18 protein-coding genes and 2 pseudogenes are annotated in these 18,171 nt (G+C 72.3%); 8 read left to right on the top strand and 12 right to left on the bottom strand.

Features of this window, described 5'->3' with window-relative positions; genetic code table 11:
* The first annotated feature begins 163 nt into the window (after window positions 1–163).
* Window positions 164–1,019 (top strand): annotated as a pseudogene (locus F1544_RS26775) (MmyB family transcriptional regulator).
* 109 nt (window positions 1,020–1,128) lie between these two features.
* Here the strand turns inward: F1544_RS26775 and F1544_RS01370 are convergent.
* The 4 genes from F1544_RS01370 to F1544_RS01355 all read right to left on the bottom strand — a co-directional run bounded on the left by F1544_RS01370 (window position 1,129) and on the right by F1544_RS01355 (window position 4,672).
* Window positions 1,129–1,275, bottom strand: a complete 147-nt coding sequence (locus tag F1544_RS01370; protein ID WP_167581136.1) for a hypothetical protein — start codon at window positions 1,273–1,275, stop codon at window positions 1,129–1,131.
* 529 nt (window positions 1,276–1,804) lie between these two features.
* Window positions 1,805–2,758 carry a diacylglycerol/lipid kinase family protein gene (locus F1544_RS01365; RefSeq protein WP_167581134.1) on the bottom strand — a complete coding sequence of 318 codons (954 nt, stop codon included), beginning with the start codon at window positions 2,756–2,758 and terminating at the stop codon, window positions 1,805–1,807.
* Between the two features lie 190 nt (window positions 2,759–2,948).
* Entirely contained in the window at window positions 2,949–4,160 is a 1,212-nt protein-coding gene (locus F1544_RS01360) for an acyltransferase family protein (protein WP_167581132.1), read from the bottom strand.
* 44 nt (window positions 4,161–4,204) lie between these two features.
* Complete coding sequence (locus F1544_RS01355) at window positions 4,205–4,672, bottom strand: DUF2231 domain-containing protein (RefSeq protein ID WP_167581130.1); 468 nt, start codon at window positions 4,670–4,672, stop codon at window positions 4,205–4,207.
* 135 nt (window positions 4,673–4,807) lie between these two features.
* Between F1544_RS01355 and F1544_RS01350 the strand changes: the two genes are divergently transcribed.
* The 5 genes from F1544_RS01350 (at window position 4,808) to F1544_RS01330 (ending at window position 9,476) form a co-directional block, all read left to right on the top strand.
* Window positions 4,808–5,197, top strand: coding sequence for a BlaI/MecI/CopY family transcriptional regulator (locus tag F1544_RS01350; RefSeq protein ID WP_167581128.1), 390 nt, complete (start codon window positions 4,808–4,810; stop codon window positions 5,195–5,197).
* Between the two features lie 7 nt (window positions 5,198–5,204).
* Window positions 5,205–6,308 carry a M48 family metalloprotease gene (locus F1544_RS01345; protein ID WP_167581126.1) on the top strand — a complete coding sequence of 368 codons (1,104 nt, stop codon included), beginning with the start codon at window positions 5,205–5,207 and terminating at the stop codon, window positions 6,306–6,308.
* Window positions 6,309–6,611: 303 nt separating this feature from the next.
* Window positions 6,612–7,790 carry a helix-turn-helix domain-containing protein gene (locus F1544_RS01340; RefSeq protein WP_167581124.1) on the top strand — a complete coding sequence of 393 codons (1,179 nt, stop codon included), beginning with the start codon at window positions 6,612–6,614 and terminating at the stop codon, window positions 7,788–7,790.
* A gap of 265 nt (window positions 7,791–8,055) precedes the next feature.
* Complete coding sequence (locus tag F1544_RS01335; RefSeq protein ID WP_167581123.1) at window positions 8,056–8,523, top strand: plasmid mobilization protein; 468 nt, start codon at window positions 8,056–8,058, stop codon at window positions 8,521–8,523.
* Between the two features lie 5 nt (window positions 8,524–8,528).
* Window positions 8,529–9,476, top strand: coding sequence for a DUF2637 domain-containing protein (locus F1544_RS01330; protein ID WP_244307679.1), 948 nt, complete (start codon window positions 8,529–8,531; stop codon window positions 9,474–9,476).
* Between the two features lie 631 nt (window positions 9,477–10,107).
* Here F1544_RS01330 and F1544_RS26770 read toward each other — a convergent pair.
* From F1544_RS26770 to F1544_RS01295, 8 genes and pseudogenes are all read right to left on the bottom strand, one after another.
* Complete coding sequence (locus F1544_RS26770) at window positions 10,108–10,485, bottom strand: tyrosine-type recombinase/integrase (RefSeq protein WP_373368046.1); 378 nt, start codon at window positions 10,483–10,485, stop codon at window positions 10,108–10,110.
* Window positions 10,413–11,093: pseudogene (locus tag F1544_RS26765) on the bottom strand (tyrosine-type recombinase/integrase); the annotation flags it as partial. The gene F1544_RS26770 and the pseudogene F1544_RS26765, both read right to left, overlap by 73 nt.
* 67 nt (window positions 11,094–11,160) lie before the next feature.
* The gene (locus tag F1544_RS01320; protein ID WP_373368045.1) at window positions 11,161–11,886 is read right to left on the bottom strand and encodes a dienelactone hydrolase family protein; all 726 of its coding nucleotides are present in this window, start codon (window positions 11,884–11,886) and stop codon (window positions 11,161–11,163) included.
* A gap of 102 nt (window positions 11,887–11,988) precedes the next feature.
* Window positions 11,989–13,023, bottom strand: a complete 1,035-nt coding sequence (locus F1544_RS01315) for an LLM class flavin-dependent oxidoreductase (protein ID WP_167581115.1) — start codon at window positions 13,021–13,023, stop codon at window positions 11,989–11,991.
* Window positions 13,024–13,117: 94 nt separating this feature from the next.
* On the bottom strand, window positions 13,118–13,465 hold the full coding sequence (locus F1544_RS01310; RefSeq protein ID WP_167581113.1) for a DoxX family protein: 348 nt from the start codon (window positions 13,463–13,465) through the stop codon (window positions 13,118–13,120).
* A gap of 120 nt (window positions 13,466–13,585) precedes the next feature.
* The gene (locus tag F1544_RS01305; RefSeq protein ID WP_167581111.1) at window positions 13,586–14,458 is read right to left on the bottom strand and encodes an SDR family oxidoreductase; all 873 of its coding nucleotides are present in this window, start codon (window positions 14,456–14,458) and stop codon (window positions 13,586–13,588) included.
* A gap of 54 nt (window positions 14,459–14,512) precedes the next feature.
* A complete protein-coding gene (locus tag F1544_RS01300) occupies window positions 14,513–15,154 on the bottom strand; it encodes an NAD(P)-dependent oxidoreductase (RefSeq protein WP_167581109.1) in 642 nt (213 codons plus the stop codon).
* Between the two features lie 73 nt (window positions 15,155–15,227).
* Window positions 15,228–16,157, bottom strand: coding sequence for an NADP-dependent oxidoreductase (locus tag F1544_RS01295; protein ID WP_167581107.1), 930 nt, complete (start codon window positions 16,155–16,157; stop codon window positions 15,228–15,230).
* A gap of 126 nt (window positions 16,158–16,283) precedes the next feature.
* Between F1544_RS01295 and F1544_RS01290 the strand changes: the two genes are divergently transcribed.
* Together F1544_RS01290 and F1544_RS01285 are read left to right on the top strand one after the other, a co-directional pair.
* Window positions 16,284–16,988: a TetR/AcrR family transcriptional regulator gene (locus F1544_RS01290; RefSeq protein ID WP_208971042.1), complete on the top strand. Its 705-nt coding sequence runs from the start codon at window positions 16,284–16,286 to the stop codon at window positions 16,986–16,988.
* Window positions 16,989–17,252: 264 nt separating this feature from the next.
* On the top strand, window positions 17,253–17,861 hold the full coding sequence (locus F1544_RS01285) for a hypothetical protein (protein ID WP_167581105.1): 609 nt from the start codon (window positions 17,253–17,255) through the stop codon (window positions 17,859–17,861).
* Window positions 17,862–18,171 lie beyond the last annotated feature (310 nt).

The following is an 18,171-nucleotide window of genomic DNA, read 5'->3' as shown; positions in this document are numbered from 1 at the left end:
GTGATCACCCGGTCCTGCGCGGTGCGACGGCGTCACCGTGGCAGGTCGCGGCGCTCTGAACCTGGGCCAGACCGGCCCACCCTGAGGACCGCCGGTCCGCCGTCCGGGGCACCCGCCGCCGGGGACGCCTCCCGCCGCTGCCGGGCCCGGGCACACTGGCGCCGTGGAGCGTCACGAGTTCGGGGCCGCGGTGCGTCACCTGCGGGAGGCGACGGCGCCCCGGACCGTCGGGCTGGCGGAGGGTGGCCGGCGCGTGCGCGGCCTGCGGCGCGAGGAGCTCGGCGAGCTCGCGGGGATGTCCGCGGACTACGTCCGCCGGCTGGAGCAGGGGCGCAGCCACCCGTCGGCCGCGGTGGTCGACGCCCTCGCCCGGGCCCTGCGGGTCGGGCGGGCGGACTACGAGCGGCTGTGCGGCCTGGCCGGGTACGCGGCCGCGCAGGGGCAGGTGCCGACCGACCTCGGCCCGGGGTGCCACGCGGCTGCTCGAGCGGTTCGCGGACACCCCGATGTTCGTCTCCGACGCGGCGATGAACCTCGTCGCGGTCAACAGCGCGTTCCTGGCGCTCGGGCACTGGAACCTCACCGGGGAGCGCTGGCAGTGGAACGTCGCCTGGCGCACGTTCTGCGACCCGTTCGCCGCCTTCCAGCAGGTCGCGGCCGACGCGACCGAGCACGAGGCGGTGCTCGTCGCCCAGCTGAGGGGTGCGCGGCTGCGCTACCCCACCGACGCCCCGCTCGCCGAGCTCGTGGACGAGCTGCGCACCCGGAGCCCGCGGTTCGACGCCGCGTGGCGCACCCCGCGTCCCGTGGGGGCCTACGAGAGCAGCGCGACGTTCACCCGCGACGACGGGGAGGCCGTCACGCTCGTCGGGAACCTGCTCGCCGTCCCCGGTGACGACCTGGCGGCGCTGTTCCTGACCGCGGCGCCGGGTTCCGCGGACGAGGCCCGGCTGGCGGAGGTGGTCGGTTCTGCGGAGGGACCGGCCGTCGTCAGGGTGGGCAGCGCCGCCCCGGCCTGAGAACTGCCCCTGCCACCGGCCGGGGCCTCGGCCCGGGTTCTCGTGGAGTCGTTCCGAAGACCGCAGCGCCCCGGCGGCCTGAGCCGCGGGGCGCCGCAGGGGTTCTCGCTCAGTAGTAGCGGCGGCGCTTGCCGCCGATCGGCACCAGGTTCAGCACCAGGCCGACGATGAGCAGGACGACGCCCACCCACAGCAGCACCTTCAGCGCGGGGACGAGCAGGGCGAGGATCAGGAGGATGACGCCGAGGGTGATCACGTGGAACCTTCTTCGCGGTCGGGAGTGAGGTGCCCGCGGACAGTAGTCCTGACGGGGTGCCCCGGACAGTGCGCAGCACCCCCGCTCCCCGGTGCGCCCGCCGGTGGGAGGCCCGCCGACCGTGGGAACTCCCGTCGTGCGGCCCGGTGTACCGCTCCAGGAGCGGCGCGTATCGCGCCGAGCCGCAAGGGTTCCCGCGCCGTCGGGGACGTCCGCGCGGTGCCCCTCGAACTCCCCTGCTACTCGTCGACGCGGGTGGGGTGCCCGATGAGCGCTGCGGGGCAACGAGTCCCGGAGGACGATGCGTCCCCGCGGGGCGCACCCCTCGCCGCTCGCCCCGGCTCGGGCCGTCACCTCCTGGAGGCGGTTCACGCCGTGCCGTCCGCCGGAGGGGGAGGGGCCCCTCCGGCACCGGCGCGAGGCGCTCCGGCGACCGTGAGCCTCGACGAGGTCACCCGAACGGCGCAACGGACCCTCGTCCGCGGGGCCCTCGAGCAGCAGGTTCTCGACCCGCCGGAGGAGCGGCGGGTCAGGAGTCGGCCGGGACCCGGATGGTGATGGCGCCCGGCCGCACCCGGGTGCGGAACCCGGTCGCCCGGCCGAGGTGGTCACCGTCGAGCTCGATCTGCTGCGCCTCGGCGAGGGTGACGCTCACCGTCTGCGCGGTGACGTAGTTCAGCGCCTCGACGTGGCGCCGGCCCACGAGGTGCTTCAGCGGGGTGCGCCGGATGATCCCGTTCTCGATGAAGACCTTGCCCAGGATCTGCAGCCAGTGGCCGATCCCCTCGGGGCTCAGCAGGAGCACGTCGAAGAGCCCGTCGTCCAGGGCCGCGTCGGGCAGCAGCAGGATGTTGCCGGTGAGCGTCCCGCAGTTGCCGACGATGACGGTGTGGGCGCGCAGCCGCTTCAGCGGGCCGTCATCGAGGCGGTACTGCAGGCGGGAGGTGTTGGTGGCCCGCAGGGCCGTCGCGATCGCCTTGACGTAGGCCAGCCAGCCCACCTTGGCCTTGAGCTCCTCGTCGGTCGCCGCGAGCATCTCCGCGTCGATGCCGAGACCGGCCATGACGAGGAAGGAGTGCTCGTCGACGGTGCCGTCGGTGCGGCGGATCTCGATGTGCCCGAGGTCGATGGGCCGGTTGCGGCCGTTGAAGGCGGTGTGCAGGGAGTGCTCGACGTCGTCGAGGGTGAGGTCCATGTTGCGCGCGAGGAGGTTGCCCGTGCCGGAGGGCAGCAGGGCCAGGGTGGTGCCGTGCTCGGCGAGGGTCTCGGCCACGAGGCGGACGGTGCCGTCCCCGCCGGCGGCGATGACCAGGTCGACCCCGGCCTCGACGGCCTCCAGGGTGGGCCCACGACCGGGATCCTCGCGGGAGGTCTCGAACCAGAGGGTCGGTTCCCAGCCGGCGGCGGCCTCCTCGCGCTCGACGACGGCGCGGACGGCGTCGAGGTCGATCTTGACGGGGTTGTAGACGACGGCAGCGCGCATGCGGGGAACTCCAGGGTGGGGCGGGGAGAGGTGGCCGGGATGCGCGGCGCGCAGACGGATCATCCCACTGCCAGGACGACCGCCGGTCGTCGTCGACCGCGCGGGAGGGCCGTCGGAACCGCAGCTCACCCGTCCTGCTCAGCCTGAGGCGCGGTCGGAGGACGCGACGACCTCGGCGACGGGCGAGGCGTCAGTCCCAGGTCGTCTGCAGCAGAGCCAGGGTGACCACGAGCACCGCGCCGCCCGCCCCGGCGGACAGCGCGGCCCGCGAGGAGCGCAGCCGTGGTGCGACGCGTGCGGGTCCCTCGACCCAGCGGGTGGTGGCCAGAGCCGGCAGCAGGGCCACCGCCTCGGCGGCCAGGAGCAGCGGCCAGCTCTCGGCCCCCAGGCGCTCCGCGAGGACGACGACCGGGACGTGCCACAGGTACCAGGTGAACGAGACGCGACCGACGAAGCGCACGAGGCGCAGCGACAGCAGCCGTGCGACGACCGTTCCCGCGCCGCCGCCCACCGAGCCCGCGGCGATGACCGCGGCAGCGCCCGCGGTGGCCGCGGCGGCCGCGGCGTACACCCCGATCCCGTCCGCGGCCGGGACCGCGACGATGGCGAGCGCCCCGGCCACGGCGAGCAGCGACGCGGCGAGGCGGGAACTCCCGCGGACCTGCAGGCGACGCAGCGCGGGTTCCGCGAGGGCGACGACGGCGCCGGCGCCGAGCTGCCACGCCCGGGCGGGGCTGGCGAAGTAGGAGGCCTGGAACGCCGGCCCGAACCACGCCAGGTACAGGACGCCGGACGCGAGGGACAGGACGCCGATGACGAGGGTGAGCGGGCGGCGCACACCGCGGCCGCGCCGGGCGGCGACCCGCGCGACGACGAGCACCACCAGCGGCCACACCAGGTAGAACTGCTCCTCGACGGCCAGGGACCAGTAGTGCAGCACCGGACTGCCGGCGATCGTGGGGGACACCGTCGTGGTGTCGAAGGACAGGAACCACAGGTTGGCCACCTGCAGCGCGGCCGCCACGACGTCGTGGGCGACGGCGCGCCGTTCCGCAGAACCCGCCAGGAGCGCGGTGGCGGCGAGCACCACCACCAGGACGAGGTAGGCGCTGGGGAGGATGCGGCGCGCCCGGCGGGCGTAGAAGTCCGCCAGCGAGACCGTGCCCGTGCGCTCCACCTCCCGCACCAGCAGCCCGGTGATGAGGTAGCCGGAGATGACGAAGAAGACGTCGACGCCCGCGTACCCGCCGCCCCACCGGGGGACGTGAGCGTTGAAGAGGAGGACGAACACGATGGCGACGGCGCGCAGGCCCTCGACGTCGGCGCGGAACCCCCACCCCCGTGCCGGGGCGACGGTGGTGTGAGGCAGGTGAGGTGCTCCTGCGGGCACGGGCTCGGACACGACGCTCCTTCGCGGGGTGCGGACGACGGGTGACGAGAGGCGGATCAGTCGCCGTCGCCGGACTGCGCCGGGGAGGCGGTCATCTGGTCGGCCCACACCGCCTGCGCGCCGGAGTCGCCGACCCGGTAGACCTGCAGGCCCGCCGCGACGGCGGCCACGACGGTCAGGACCGCGAGGACGCCGGTGCCCCGCACCGTGCGCCGGCGCTGCGTCCACCACAGGGCCACGGCGAGCAGCGCCATCGGCAGGGCGAACCAGAGGAGCTGGTCACCGAGCTCGGCGTGCGCACCGGGATCACCCACCCGGTGCTCCAGGGTCTCGCCGCTGCTGGTGGCCACGGGGCACAGCGCGGTGCCGACGACGGCCACCAGCGCGTTGAGGCCGGCGTAGCGGGCCCGCCAGGTGGGCCGGACGGCCACCGCGATGCTGCCGAGCACGGCGAGGGGGAGCAGGACCACGACGGCGTGGACCACGAGGGGGTGGACGGGCAGGCCGCCGACGGTGTCGAGCACGGGTACTCCTCCTGGCGGACGCCCGAGGGCGTCGACGTGACGCACACTGACTCGGAGGAGGCGTGTGACGCTCTCTGACGGGGCCGATCTACTACTGTCAAGATAGTAGGTCCGAGGCGTGGGAGGTGTCTCTTCGTGAGGCGGAGACGTGGAGCTCTCGAGGAGGAGGTCCTCGCCGCGGTGCACGCGGCCGAGCGTCCGGTCTCGGTCGCCGAGGTCGCGGCGCTCCTCGACGGGGGACCCGCCCACACCACGGTGATGACGACCCTCGCCCGGCTGTGGACCAAGGGCGCCCTCACCCGGGAGACGCAGGGCCGCGGCCACGTCTACGCCCCGGCGGCCAGCCGGGAGGGCACCACCGCGGCTCAGACCGCCCGCAGCATGCGGCGCCTGCTGGACGCCGAGGGGCGGCGCGGGGACGTGCTGGCCCGCTTCGTCGCCGAGCTCGACCCGGCGGACGAGGACTACCTGAGGTCCGTGCTCGGTGGGTCCGGTCCCGCCTCCCCGCCGGAAGCGTCGAGGTAGCGGACCCGTGTTCATCTACGTCACCGACGCCCTCGACGTCCTCGTGCCCCTCGCGCTGGCGTGGACGGCCCTCCTCGCCCTCCTCGGGCCGCGCCTGGCCGCGTCCGTGTCACCGGGGCGGGCGGTCCGGCTGCTGAGCGCCGCCGCCACGGGCGCGACGCTCGCCGCCGGTGCCGCGGTGGTCGCCGTGGTCTGCGTCCTGCTGGCGCGGGTGCCGGACATCGCCGCCTGGGGCCGGTGGGCGCGAGGCGCTCTGCCGGAGCCCGGTCTGACCTGGCACTGGGCGCTGCCCCTGGCGGTGGTGGCGCTCGTCTCGGTGCTGGCCGGAGCCCGCCACCTCCTCGTCGTGCTCCACCAGCTGCGGCTGGCGCAGGACGTCTGCCGCACCCCCGCGGACCCACCCGCGACCCGGACCGGGGCGCCGGCGGAGACCCGGGAGACGGCCGGTGGCCCGGTCGACGCCGAGTGGCTCGTCGTCGAGGAGGCCCGGCCCGAGGCCTACGCGGTCCCCTCGGGGCTGCGGCTCCCGGCCGGCTGGCCGTGGGCACGTCGTCGGCGTGGAGGCAGCGCTCCGGCCGGGCAGCGCGGCCGCATCGTCGTCTCTCAGGGGATGCTCGACGTGCTGACGCCCGCCCAGCAGTGCGTCCTGCTCGAGCACGAGCGAGCGCACCTGCGCCACCGCCACTACCTCTGGATCCAGCTGAGCGAGGTCGCCGCGGTGCTCAACCCCGCCCTGCGGCGCATCCCCCCGCTCGTCCGCTCGGCGGCCGAGCGCCAGGCCGACCTCTGCGCCGTCGCGCGGGTGGGGGACGCCACGCTGACGGCCCAGGCGATCGCCGCCGCGGCCCTGGCCCGCACGGGTGCACGCCGCCCGCCGACCGCGGTCGCGGGTGCGCTGCAGGCCACCGGGGGCGACGTCGTCAGCCGGGTCGAGCACCTGCTCCGCCCGGCTCCCGCCCGCTCCGACCGCGTCGGTGCGCTGGCGCTGGGCCTGGTCGTCGTCCTGTCGACGCTGACGTCGGCCGGCACGCTCTACAGCGTCACGGCCCGCCTCCTGCACGCCCAGGACCGCGTGGTCTCGCTGGGTGCGCCGCCCGCCCAGGTGCCGTGAGCGCCAGGGGTGCGGGGCGGCACCGCGCCGTCGGCGCGGTGAAGCTGCAGGTCGAAGCCGTAGGCCCCGTGGGGCTCGAACCCACAACCCGCGGATTAAAAGGCAACCCGGCCCTCGTCCGGATGGTGCCGACCAGGCCTGACCAGGCCTGTGACCTGCAGCTTCTCTTCCTGGCTGGTGCCGCCCGGTCCCCCTGGACCGGGCGGTGCCGGTGCATCCGTTAGCGCGGTGTGAGCGCGCGTCCGGCTGATGTCGGCTCGTGCGCCACCCGCGGCTGCCCTCGCGATGCTGCGGAGAGACCCTATGAACACCCCACCGATCCACGTGCCTGCCGACCGGCAGGCGCCCACCTCGACCGACTTCCACCCCACCGACGCCACGAACCCCGGCGACCATCCCAGCCAGGCCGACGACATCTCGCTGGTCGTCGAAGAGCCCCGCTTTGCGCTGGTGCCCGAGTGGGTCATCGACGCCCCCATCCCCGACTCCTCCTTCCGCCTGTACTCGCTGCTGCTGCGCTACGGCGGCACCTCCGGGCACCGCATGCCCTCGCGCACGACGCTGGCGAGGCGGATGCACCGCTCCGTCGACGCGGTGGACCGGGCGATGCGCGAGCTGGTCACCGCTGGCATCGTGCGGGTGGAGCACCGCCGCAACGGCCAGCAGTACCTGTCCAACCGCTACCACGTGCGCACCTCCGCTCCCTTCCCCGAGGCGGGACAGGCAGCCCAAGTGGGGTCGTCGGCGGGTGGCCGCACTTCCGCGGCTACCCCAGTGCAGGCGCCGACCGGAGGTGGAGGTGGCCGCACGGATGCGGCCACCGCTAGCCGCACGGGTGCGGCTACCCGTGGTCGCGGATCTGCGGCTACCCCTGGCCGCACGGATGCGGGCAGGGTGGCCGCAGATGTGCGGCACGACCCAGAGCTTCTTACCCAGAGCACACCCCCTCCTCCTTCCAGTTCCTCGGCACCGCCCCGTGCACAGCGGCCGGCGGCTCCGCGGCGGGTGGAGGAGGTGGATGCCGAGCTGATGAGCCAGTGCCAGGTGGACGACCTCGGTGCGCTGGCCGCGCGTTGCGCGGCGGCTCGGCGGTCGCTGGGGTTGTCGGCCACGCGGTGGGCTCCGAGGTGTGTGGCCGCCGCGCTGCACCTGGCTGTCCGTGGTCGTGGCTGGCCGGCGGAGTTGGCCGCTGCGGCGTTGGTGGCTGTGGCCGCCGATCCGGCCAGTCAATCGCCCATGCGGCTGGCCGAGGCCGGGCCGTGGTGGGACCAGGTGTCCGCCACGGATAGCCAGGCCAGTGGTGGCCAGGTGAGCCCGATGGAGCTGGCCGAGCTGGAGCAGCGCCTGGCGGAGCTGGGTGGGCAGCGTGTCGGCCTTCAAGCAACAGCACGTGCCCAGCTCGCGCATGAGGGCATGCCCGTCACCCGCGCCACGGTGTTGCGTCGGGCGTGCGAGCTGCTGGACGGTAGGGCCGCAGGGTGAGGGGCACCACGGTTCAGTGCGATGCCTATCGTACGGGTTGCCATCGCGACGTCGTCGCTGCGGTCGCTGGCCGGTGCGCCTCCGGTTCCCGGTCGGTGACAGCAGCTGAGGCTGCTGCTGAAACGGCGGGAGCAAGATATGCATCTGGTCCCCAGATGCCGCCGGCGCCGCGGCGCGCGTCCGCGGCGACCGCCGTCCTCGAGCGCGAGGAGGCCTCGACCGGGCGCGGTCGAGGCCAGAACGGCGTTCAGGGCGGGGGTGCGCGATGAGCGGGCAGCGCCGGCGCACCCCCGGCCGGGACCGGGTGCACGTCTCGCCGGGCCGCAACCGGCAGGTGAAGCTGCGATGCACCGACGAGGAGTTCATCGCCCTGGCGGAGGCCGCGCGTCTGGCGGGCCTGACGGTCAGCGGGTACGCCGCCGAAGCGGCCCTCGCGGCCGCCCGCGGCGTCGAAGCGCCATCGATCGCACCCGTGCGTGCTGCACTGGTGGAGGTGATGGCCGCCCGGTCCCAGGTGCGCCGGTTCGCCATCAACGTCAACCAGGCGGTGGCCGCGTTGCACGCCACTGGCCAGCCGCCGGAGTGGTTGGCCGGTGCGGTGGCTGTCACCAGTCGCGCCGTTGCTCGCCTGGATGACGTGGCCGCTGACCTGGCCGCGGCGACTCGCCGCCCGGTCCGGCGCGGTCGCCCGGTGACCGGGACACCTGGTTTAACGGGCGAGGGGCACTCGTGACGGCGATGTCCGGGCGCTGGCCGATCGACCGGAGCGGCCAGCGGCCTGACCGGGAAGAAGGCCAACCCTTCGACGTCCTGGCCGAGCGGGCCGCCGCGATCGGCGTGGGCATCCTCATCGTGACCGGCTTCGCCGCCAGCTACAGCACCCTGCGCGACCTGGCCGCGGAGGTCGGTGGCTTCTCAGCGTGGCTGGCGCCGCTGGTGCCGCTGTCCTTTGACGTCGGCGTCGTGGTGCTCAGCCTGAAGGTCGTTCTGGCTGCCCGGTGCGGTCGGCCTGCGCGATTGCTGAGAGCACTCGTCATCGTCCTGTCCTCGGCGACCGTGGTGGCCAACAGCGCCGCCTCGCAGACCCTTGTGGGCCGGTTGCTGCACGCCGTCCCGCCGGCGATGTTCGTCATCTGCTTCGAGACCCTCGCCGCCGGTGCCCGCCGGGCTGTCACCGTCCCCGCCCAGCGCGGCACTCAGGACGGGCGGCCGTCGCTGCCGCGCATTCGGTGGCTCTTGGCCCCCCGTCAGACGTGGACGTTGTGGCGAGACCACGTGCTTGCGACGCCGTTGCCTGACGCGACGCCGCCCCCTCCGGTCCCCAGGCAGCCGCTGATGCCGGCGGTTCACCGCGACGAGGTCCCGAACCAGGGTGACGTCTCGTCTCGTCGCTCACTCGGTGCGCATCCCCTTGCGGATACGCCGACTGCCAGCGAAACGGAAGCACCGGTTAGTGAGCCTCCTGCCACGTCGCGCCCGGCGTCGGCGCCCCCGTCGCTGGCCGTCACTCCCGTGGCGGACCGCACCGCGATCGCCGTCGATGCGGTGCGACGAGCGCCAGACATCACCGCTGTCGCGCTCGCCGGCGTCCTGCGAGCGGCGGGACATGAGGTGTCCACCCGCACCGCGCAGCTACTGGTTCGATCTTGCTGGTGGGCTCCCGCGACTACGCGGACATCGTCATGACCGCTGGGTCGCCGGCCGCGTGGGTCGCGACATGACCGTGAAGTCGTGGTCTTGAGTTAGAGCGGGGCAGGCCGTCACCCTGTGGGAGGGGCGTGGCCCTCGTGGACGTCGGCATGAGGCGGAGGCGCGATGCGCTACCTGGCTCTGAGCGCTGTCGCCGGGATAGGAGCAGGTGCCCTTCTCGCCGTTGTCCTCATGTGGAGCTCTGGCAGCACTTACGAGTGGGTGGATTCATTGGTGGGCACGTCTTTGATGGGTCTGCTGCCGGGGCTGGCTGTTGGGGCGGTCGTCATGGCGGAGAGGGAGGACCCGCGGTGACGCTGCCTTCGCCGGTGATGCTGTCGACCATCGCAGCAGGCGCGACCACTGAACGCCCCGCCTGATGGCCTTCGATCGCCCGCTTGTCGACATGAGCGAAGGATCATCCGGGGCTCGGGACAGGGGCTCGGGACACCGGTCAACCGTGCTCGGATCTGGGCGCTGATGTCCACGTCGCCCTTTGGAGGTTCTCCACAACGGCATCCCGCGTCCCACAGCCGACCGGTTGTGAGACGCGACGGGGGAAGCGGGCTTCAAGGTTCGACACGCCGTCTCAGAAACCGTGGCCGGGGCTCCTCCTCTGCGGTGCTGGCTAGCCGTCGGTGCTGGTGAGGGCAGTGGCGAGAAGGTAGTTGGGGGAGCGGTCGAGGTTGTGGCGGCTGCGGTCGTAGCGCCGCGTCGTGCGTGGGTCGGCGTGGCCCATGGCGTCTTGGACATCCTGCAAGGGTGCGCCGAGGCGCAGGCTCTCGGTCGCGTAGGAGTGGCGCAGGCTGTGAGGCGTGACCCCAGCGGGCAGGCCAGCAGCCCGGCAGAGCCGCCCCAGCTGCTCATACGCGCTCTTGTACGGGTAGCGGCTGGTGGTGTCGCTGGCGAGGAAGAGCGGCCACTCGTGCGATCTCCGAGGTAGTCGTAAAGCACGCGGACAGCCGGGGGAGGAAGCGGCACACGCGCAGCCTTGCCACCCTTGCAGATGATCTTAAGGACCCGGTGGCCCTGGTCGTGGCCGTAGTCACGCACGTCCGCGCCGAGGGCCTCGGAGATCCGCAGCCCGCAGAAGGTCAGGAGCGAGACCAGCGCAGCAGAACGGGGGGAGTGGGTCCCCGCAGCGGCGAGCAACCGGCGCAGCTCATCAGAGGTGAGGCCAACTGCTTGGCTCTCGTCGCTCACCTTCGGACGACGCACTGAGGCGACGGGGGAGTGGGTCAGCACCTCGGCGTCGTGTAGGCCGTAGTCATAGAAGCGCGACAGCGCCGACAGGCGTCGCGCGATCGTGGCCGCCGACGCGGGTCGGCCCGTGCGGGCCTGAGGCTCGGTGGTCAGGTGGCGCACCCAGGCATCGACGTGGAAGCGCTCAGCAGCGAGGGGGTGCACGCCCCTGTGCTCGCACCAGGTCGCCCAGGCCGCGAGGTCGCGGCGGTAGGCGATCTGGGTGTTGCCGCCGTAGCTAAGCAGCCAGGCCGCAGCGATGCGGTGGAAGGGGTCATCGCTCGAGGAGCCGGGTAGGCGGTCTAGCGGAGCGGGCCGCGCAGGGGGCGCAGCGGTGGTGATGGGTGAGGCCTGCACCACGAGATCGGTCATGGCTGCAGTCTTGTCGACGGGGAGGACAAGGACTTGGAGCCGGCCATGGCCGGTCCAAGTCCTCGGTTCAAGACCCAGGAGTGGCGGCCGTGGCCGCGGGGTCTTGGAGGTGGGTGTGGAAGAAGCGCAGGATGCGTCCCCAGGCGTCCTCGGCGGAGGGCTGGTGGTAGCTGAAGCCACCGACCTTCTCCAGCACCGCCAACGGACCGGAGTTGTGGCGGTTGAGGAAGGAGTGCCCAGCGTCGGGGTACTCGCGCACGTCGTGGTCGATGTCGGCGTCGGTGAGGATGGTCTCCAGGCGCTGCGCGGCCCCGCGCAGGCCGCGGTCACGCCCGCCGTAGCTGCCCACGATGGGGCACGCCCCGCGCAGGATCTCCTCGGCGTTCTTGGGCAGCAGACCGTAGTTGGGGGCTGCAGCGTCGAAGCCGCGAGTAGCAGCCATGAGGGCAAAGCCACCGCCCATGCAGAAGCCCAAGACACCGACGACACCGGTGGACTGCGGGTGCCCGGCGGCGAAGAGTCGGGCAGCTTCGATGTCACCGAAGGCCGGCCCGTGGCCGGACGCCATGGCTGAGAAGGTGGCGCGCAGACAGCGAATCCCACCGGCGCTGAACAAGTCAGGGGCCACCGCGAGGTAGCCGGCAGCGGCGAGGCGGTCGGCTTGCTGGCGGGTGTCGTCGGTCAGCCCAAAGGCTTCGTGCAGGACCACGACCGCCGGCCACGGACCGTCCCCGACCGGGGGGACGGCCAGGTGGGCCTTGAGGGAGGGAACGGTGGTGGCGCCGGGGATCAGGACTGCAGGCACAGGGACTCTCCTCAGGAAGGGCTGACGGTTCGATGCAGCGGGCGGTGGGTCTAGAGACCGCCGATCGTGCGGCGAGGTGGCCGGGTCAGGTCAGGACAGCTCTTTGCGGATCTGGGGCAGGACGTCGTTGCCGAGGCGTTCGATGCTCTTGAGGGAGACGTCGTGGGGCATGCCGCCCACGTCCATCTGCAGGATCTGGCGGGAGTGGCCCAGGACCTCGTGCAGGCCCAGGATGCGGTCGGCGACCTCGTTGGGTCCGCCGACGAAGACCATGCCATCAGCTCCGTAGGCAGCGGCACGGGCCGCAGCCGGGGGAGCGGGGCGTCCGACCTCGGCGGAGCCGGTGGCGAACATCTCGACCTCGTACTTGAGGTAGGTCTCCTTGGCGCTTCGGTCGTCGGCGCCGACGAAGCCGTGCACGGCGACGGCGATGTCAGCAGCCTCGGCGGGGTGGCCGACCTCGGCCCAGGCGGTGCGGTAGGCGTGGCCGTACTGGGCCCAGTGCGCGGGGTTGCCGCCCAGGATGCCCAGGAACAGCGGCACACCGAGCTCGACGGCGCGCATGACCGACTGCGGGCTGCCACCGGAGCCCAGCCAGATGCGCAGGGCTTCGTCGGGGCGGGGCACGACGAGGGCGTCTTTGAGGGGGCGGCGGCGATGCGGGCCGTTGAAGGTGACGCGTTCGCCGGCGTTGGCGGCCAGCAGCAGGTCGAGCTTGGAGGCGAAGAGCATGTCGTAGTCGTTCGGGTCGAGGTCGAAGAGCCCGAAGGTGATGTCGGAGGACCCGCGCCCGGCGACTGCCTCGACGCGTCCGGGGGCGATGGCAGCAGCGGTGGCCAGCTGCTGGAACACCCGCAGCGGTTCGTCGGTGGAGAGCACCGACACGGCGGTGCCCAACTTGATCCGCGAGGTCGATGCGGCGGCAGCCGTGACCAGGGAGGTGGGGGAGGACAGCGGCATGGAGGGCGTGTGGTGCTCACCGAAGCCGAAGAAGTCCAGCCCGACCTCCTCGGCCACATGGACAGCTTCGAGCAGGTTCCGGATGGCCTGGGCGGTCGGGCTCTGGCCGTTGGTGCTGGTGCGGGGGGTGTTGGCGAAGGAGTAGACGCCGAGTTCGAAGGTCATGTCAGGTCCTCGTGGAGTGCGCAGGTCACGGCCGTGCGCGCGGGTGGGACGCGGCCGTGGGTCGCGCGAGGTGAGGTATGGCGGGTGCGGCAGGTCAGGCGCTGAGCACGCGCAGGACCAGGGCGGCCACGGCGACCAGGGCCAGGACCGCGGGCGGGGCGATGGCGCTGTCGTGGGCGCGAACGTGGGCGATGACGGCTCCGACGAAGTAGAGGATCACCCCGATGGCCGCGGCGATGCCGATGGGCGCCCAGAACAGCCCGGCGATCAGGCCGATGGCGCCGGCGATCTCGATGACACCAAGGGCGGGAATCATCTTGCCGGTGACTCCGACGTTGCCCATCTGCTGCACGATGGCGTCTTTGCCTTGGAGCTTGCCTGCGGCGGAGGAGATGAGGACCAGGGCCATGAGGGCCGAGACGATGATGGTGGCGATGAACATGGGCTTCTTTCGGAGATGACGCGGCTACTCCGCGTGCGGGTGTGGGGGAGTAGCCGCGTCATCAGGCGCGGCCTGGTGTGAGGACCGCGTGGGCGGTGAGTGCGGCGGTGTTGCTGGTGCTCAGGTCAGCGGGCGCAGGCCCTCGACCAGGGAGGTGGTGGGGCGTCCGATCAGGCGGGAGAGGTCGCCGTTGGTGAAGGCGAACGCGCCGTCGCGGATGCCGGCGTCGGCTCCGACCATCATGCCCACGAACTGCTCGGGAACCCCGGCGCCGGTGAGGATCTCGCTCTGCTGCTGCGGCGTGACGGCCTGGTAGGTGACCTCGCGGCCCAGGACCTCACTGAAGGCGGCAGCGAGGTCGTTGTAGTCCCACGCCTGGTCGCCGGAGAACTCGTAGGTCTTGCCCAGGTGCTCGTCGGAGCCGGCGGTGATGACGGCGCCGACACCGGCGGCCATGTCGGCGCGGGTCGCCGAGGCGACGCGGCCATCGCCGACGCTGGCCAGCAGGACGCCGGAGTCCTTCGCGCCGGTCAGGGGCATGGCGTAGTTCTCGGTGTACCAGCCGTTGCGGGTGATGGTGAAGGGGAGGCCGCTGGCCTTGACGGCGTCCTCGGTGACGGCGTGGCTGGCCGCGATGGGGCTGGCGCTGGTGGAGGCCTGCAGACCGCTGGTGTAGATCAGGTGCCCGACGCCGACACGGGTCGCGGCGGCGATGACGTCGGCGTGCTGACGGTCGCGGTGGACCTGGTCGCTGCCGGAGATGAGGACCAGGGTGTCGCCGGCGTTCACCGCGGCCTCGACCGTGGCGGTGTCGTCGTAGTCCAGGGCGGCGGTGCGCACGCCGGTGGCGGCGAGGTTGTTCTCACCGGTGGTGATGGTCTCGAGGTTGCGGGCGGTGGCGACGATGTCGGTGGGGGTGACCCCGCGGGCCAGCAGGTCCTGCACGATGGCGCGGCCGAGCTTGCCGGAGGTGGCGGTGATGACGATGGACATGGTGGTGCTCCTTCAAAGCGAGGGTGGTGGTGTGGCCAGGGATGGCCGGGTGGGTCAGTTGCTGATGGCCGGCGCGGCGTTGACGTAGGTGCCCTCGTCGACCTGGGCGGCGGTGAACGCGGCGATGTCGGCGCGGGTGATGGGGAAGCCGATGCGGTCGCGGCCGTAGAACCCGGCGCGGACGCTGCTCTTCTTGGCCTTGTTGTTGGGGGCGGTGAAGCGAACGATCGTCCAATCCACGCCGGCGGTCATGATGGCCTTGCTCATGCCCTGCAGTTCGGCGTAGGCACGGGGCAGGCCGCGGCGGCCCATGAACCCGACCAGGCGGGTCTGGGCGGTGGGCTTCTCCCGCGGGTCCAGCACGCTGGGGGTGCCGTGGCCGATGTAGCGGCGTACCCCGTGGGCCTTCATCGAGGCCAGGACGAGTTCGGTGCCGGTGACCAGGGGCAGACCGATGGCCTTGCGGTCCATGCTCGGGCCCAGCGCGCTGATGACGGCGTCGGCGTTGGAGACGGCGGAGTCGATAGCCGCGGCGTCGTCCATCTCACCGATGACCAGCTCCACTTTTTGCAGCCAGGCGGCGGAGACCTTGGCGGGGTTGCGGGCGTAGGCGGTGACGGTGTGCCCGCGGGCGAGGAGTTCGGTGACGATGAGGGAGCCGATGGCGCCGGTGGCGCCGAAGACGGTGACGCGCACGGGGCGTCCTTTCATCAGGTGGTCGTGGGTGCGGTGCGGTGCGGTGCGGGGTGGGGGGCGTCAGCGGTGCCAGTCAGGCGGTGGTGACGACGACCTTGCCGAGGGTGCCGCCGGCGAAGGTGTCGAAGGCCTGCTGGGTCTGCTCCAGCGGCAGGGTGTGCTGGATGGTCAGCTGCGTCGTGCCCCCAGCGGCCCCGGCGGCGATGCGGCCCAGCGTGTCGGCGTCGGGGTTGGTGTAGATGCCGATGACGGTGGCGTCCTCCGTCGGCAGCTGCGCAGGCTGGACGATGGTGGAGACCAGACGCCCGCCCGGGCGCAGCACTGACAGCAGTGCCTGGGCGTCACCGGCGAAGTGGAAGACGACGTCGACACCTTCGGGGTGCAGCTCACGGACCTGGGCGATGAGGTCACCGGTGTGATCGACAGTGGCCTGCGCACCGAGGGTGGCGACCAGGTCCTTCTCCTGCGACGTGGCGGCGGTGCCAGTGACGTGGGCGCCGGCGGCGGTGGCCCACTGCACGGCCTGGTTGCCGACCCCGCCGGTGGCCCCGACGACAAGGACCTTCTCCCCGGACTGCAGCTCGGCCGCGTCGACGGAGGACACCGCGGCGGCACCGGCTAGACCGAGAGCGGCGCCAGTGGTGAAGTCGACACCCTCAGGCAGCTTGGCCAGGCCCACGGCGGTAGAGACGGTGACGTACTCGGCGAAGGAACCGTCACCGAGGTGGGCCTTGGTCACGACACCGAAGACACGGTCACCGACCGCGTAGTCCGCCACCCCTTCGCCCAGAGCGTCGACGACACCGGCGAAGTCCTTGCCCAACACGACGGGGAAACGGTGCTCCATCATCCCCTCCAGGCGACCCTTGGCCACGGAGAGGTCGAAGCCGTTGACTGAGGCGGCGTGCACGCGGACACGCACCTCACCCGCAGCGGGCTCGGGGACGTCGATGTCGACGACCTGGGGGGTGGCTCCGAACTCGGTCAGGACGAACGCGCGCATGAGTGCTCCTTGAGAAGGCGATGGGGCGGGTCGACCCAACTCGATGAGTGGAGTAGCCGTTCCGCTTGCTTCGAGACTAACACGGCATGTGGAGTGGGTATTCCACTCTTGCGGTAGTCTGGGGTGGTGAAGAAGGAACCCTGCGCCTCTCCCGCTCCCGTCGCCTCCGGTTTGGCGGGTGGGCGTGGGCTGCGTGCTGATGCCGAGCGCAACCGGGAGCGGATCCTGGATGCTGCTCGGGAGGTCTTCGCCGAGCAGGGCTTGGAGGCTTCGACCAACGAGGTCGCCCGCCGCTCCGGTGTGGGGGTGGCCACGCTGTTCCGTCGCTTCCCGACCCGCGATGACCTGGTCGGGGCCGTCTTCGCCGACAAGATGGCCGACTACAGCGCTGCCACCGAGCAGGCGCTGGCCAACCCTGACCCATGGGCGGGCTTCTGCGGCTTCATCGAGCGGGTCTGCCAGATGCAGGCCGGCGACCGTGGCTTCGCGGACGTCCTGACGATGACCTTCCCCAACGCCAAGGCGCTGGAGGCCGAGCGCGACCGCTCCGCCCACGCCCTGACCGAAGTGATCGACCGGGCCAAGGCGAGCGGTCGATTGCGGGCGGACTTCGTGCACCAAGACGTCCCGTTGATCCTCATGGCCAACGCCGGGGTCATCAACGCCACTCGCTCGGCTGCCCCCGAGGCGTGGCGCCGTGTCGTGGGCTACCTGCTGCAGGCCTTCGCGGCCGATGCCGCTCACCCGCTACCGGCCCCACCTTCGCGCGGACAGGTCTACCGAGCTCTCATGCGCTTGTCGGACGCCGCGCCCGCGTCGATAGCCCAGTAGCTCTGACCGTCGACGTCACTCCCTCCCCAACCCGCAGATAACGTCCTTTATCTTCGGGCGTCAGGGGACTGCCTGGCCCTGCGCTGCGGGCGGTGGCTGACACCTCGAAGTTCGAGCTCTCCGTCACCGGGGGACCTGACGGGTAGCGGGGCTCGCAAGGTCGGCGGGTCGTTTACCGGGAAGAGCTTGTTGGTAAGGGGGACGTAGGGCCGGTCCGAGCCCGAGCACGGGTCGAACGACCGGCCTAGACCTTGCGAGGATGCGATGGACACGTGGCTGGATCATGAGCACCAGCTGCGTACGCGCGCAGAGCAGGCCGCGGCCCTGTTGACCGAGCTGTGGGGTGACCGCCCCCCACCGGGCACCGACCCTCGGCTGGCCACGCTGATGGACGCGCTGGCCGGCGATGACGAGCTCGGCCACGCGGGGGAGGTCGTGGTGCACGGCGACGGCCTGACCTACCGCCAGCTGGCCGAAGCACTCCTGGCGACCGGACCGCGCTCTCGGGCACTGGCCAAGCTCCCCCCGCGACTGCGGCAGCGACTCACCGAGGCTGGTCTCGTCAGCGGGGAGCTCACCTCATCGCAGACGAGTCCGGGCCTAGCCGTTCTGCCCGATGAGCGGTGCGGCTTGTGGGAGCTGGACGCTGCTAACGGTGTCGTCAGCTTCGATGCCTTCTGCGCGCGGCTGCTCGGGATCGGACACCATTCCGGGCGTGGCGTCTTACTCCCGCAGCTGCACGAGCAGCACCCGGCGCCCGCTACAGCGGTGACCGCGGTCGCCGCCGCCGCCGTGTCGCAGGTGCTGCACCCCGATGACCGCCCGCACGTCGAAGCCGCACTGGAGGAGTCGCTGCGGACCGGGCGGCGCTAGGAGACCCGCTTCCGGGTGCTGATGCCGGATGCCACCTACGCCCGGCGGGCGAGCCGAGCTCAGGTGCTCTCCGCCGGTACGACGCTCCCAGCACGACTGATCGGCTTCATCGCCGACGACGACTGACACCCGAGGCAAAGCGACTTCCTACATCTGCGGTTTGCCTCGACATCAGTAGGCACTGACGGTGACGCTTGAAAAGGGTCAGGAACCCACCGAGGACGTCTGCGGTCGCGCGGCTCGAGCGACCGACGATCTTGCCGACCCAAGACGGCCGCCGCGTCAAGCGCGCCCGTGAGGCGGCTCGGGG

It is taken from the genome of Kineococcus rubinsiae, from assembly GCF_011839805.1.
Classification (GTDB): domain Bacteria; phylum Actinomycetota; class Actinomycetes; order Actinomycetales; family Kineococcaceae; genus Kineococcus; species Kineococcus rubinsiae.
Note: the sequence above shows the minus strand (reverse complement) of the source record. Positions and strands in the feature narration are given on the sequence as shown.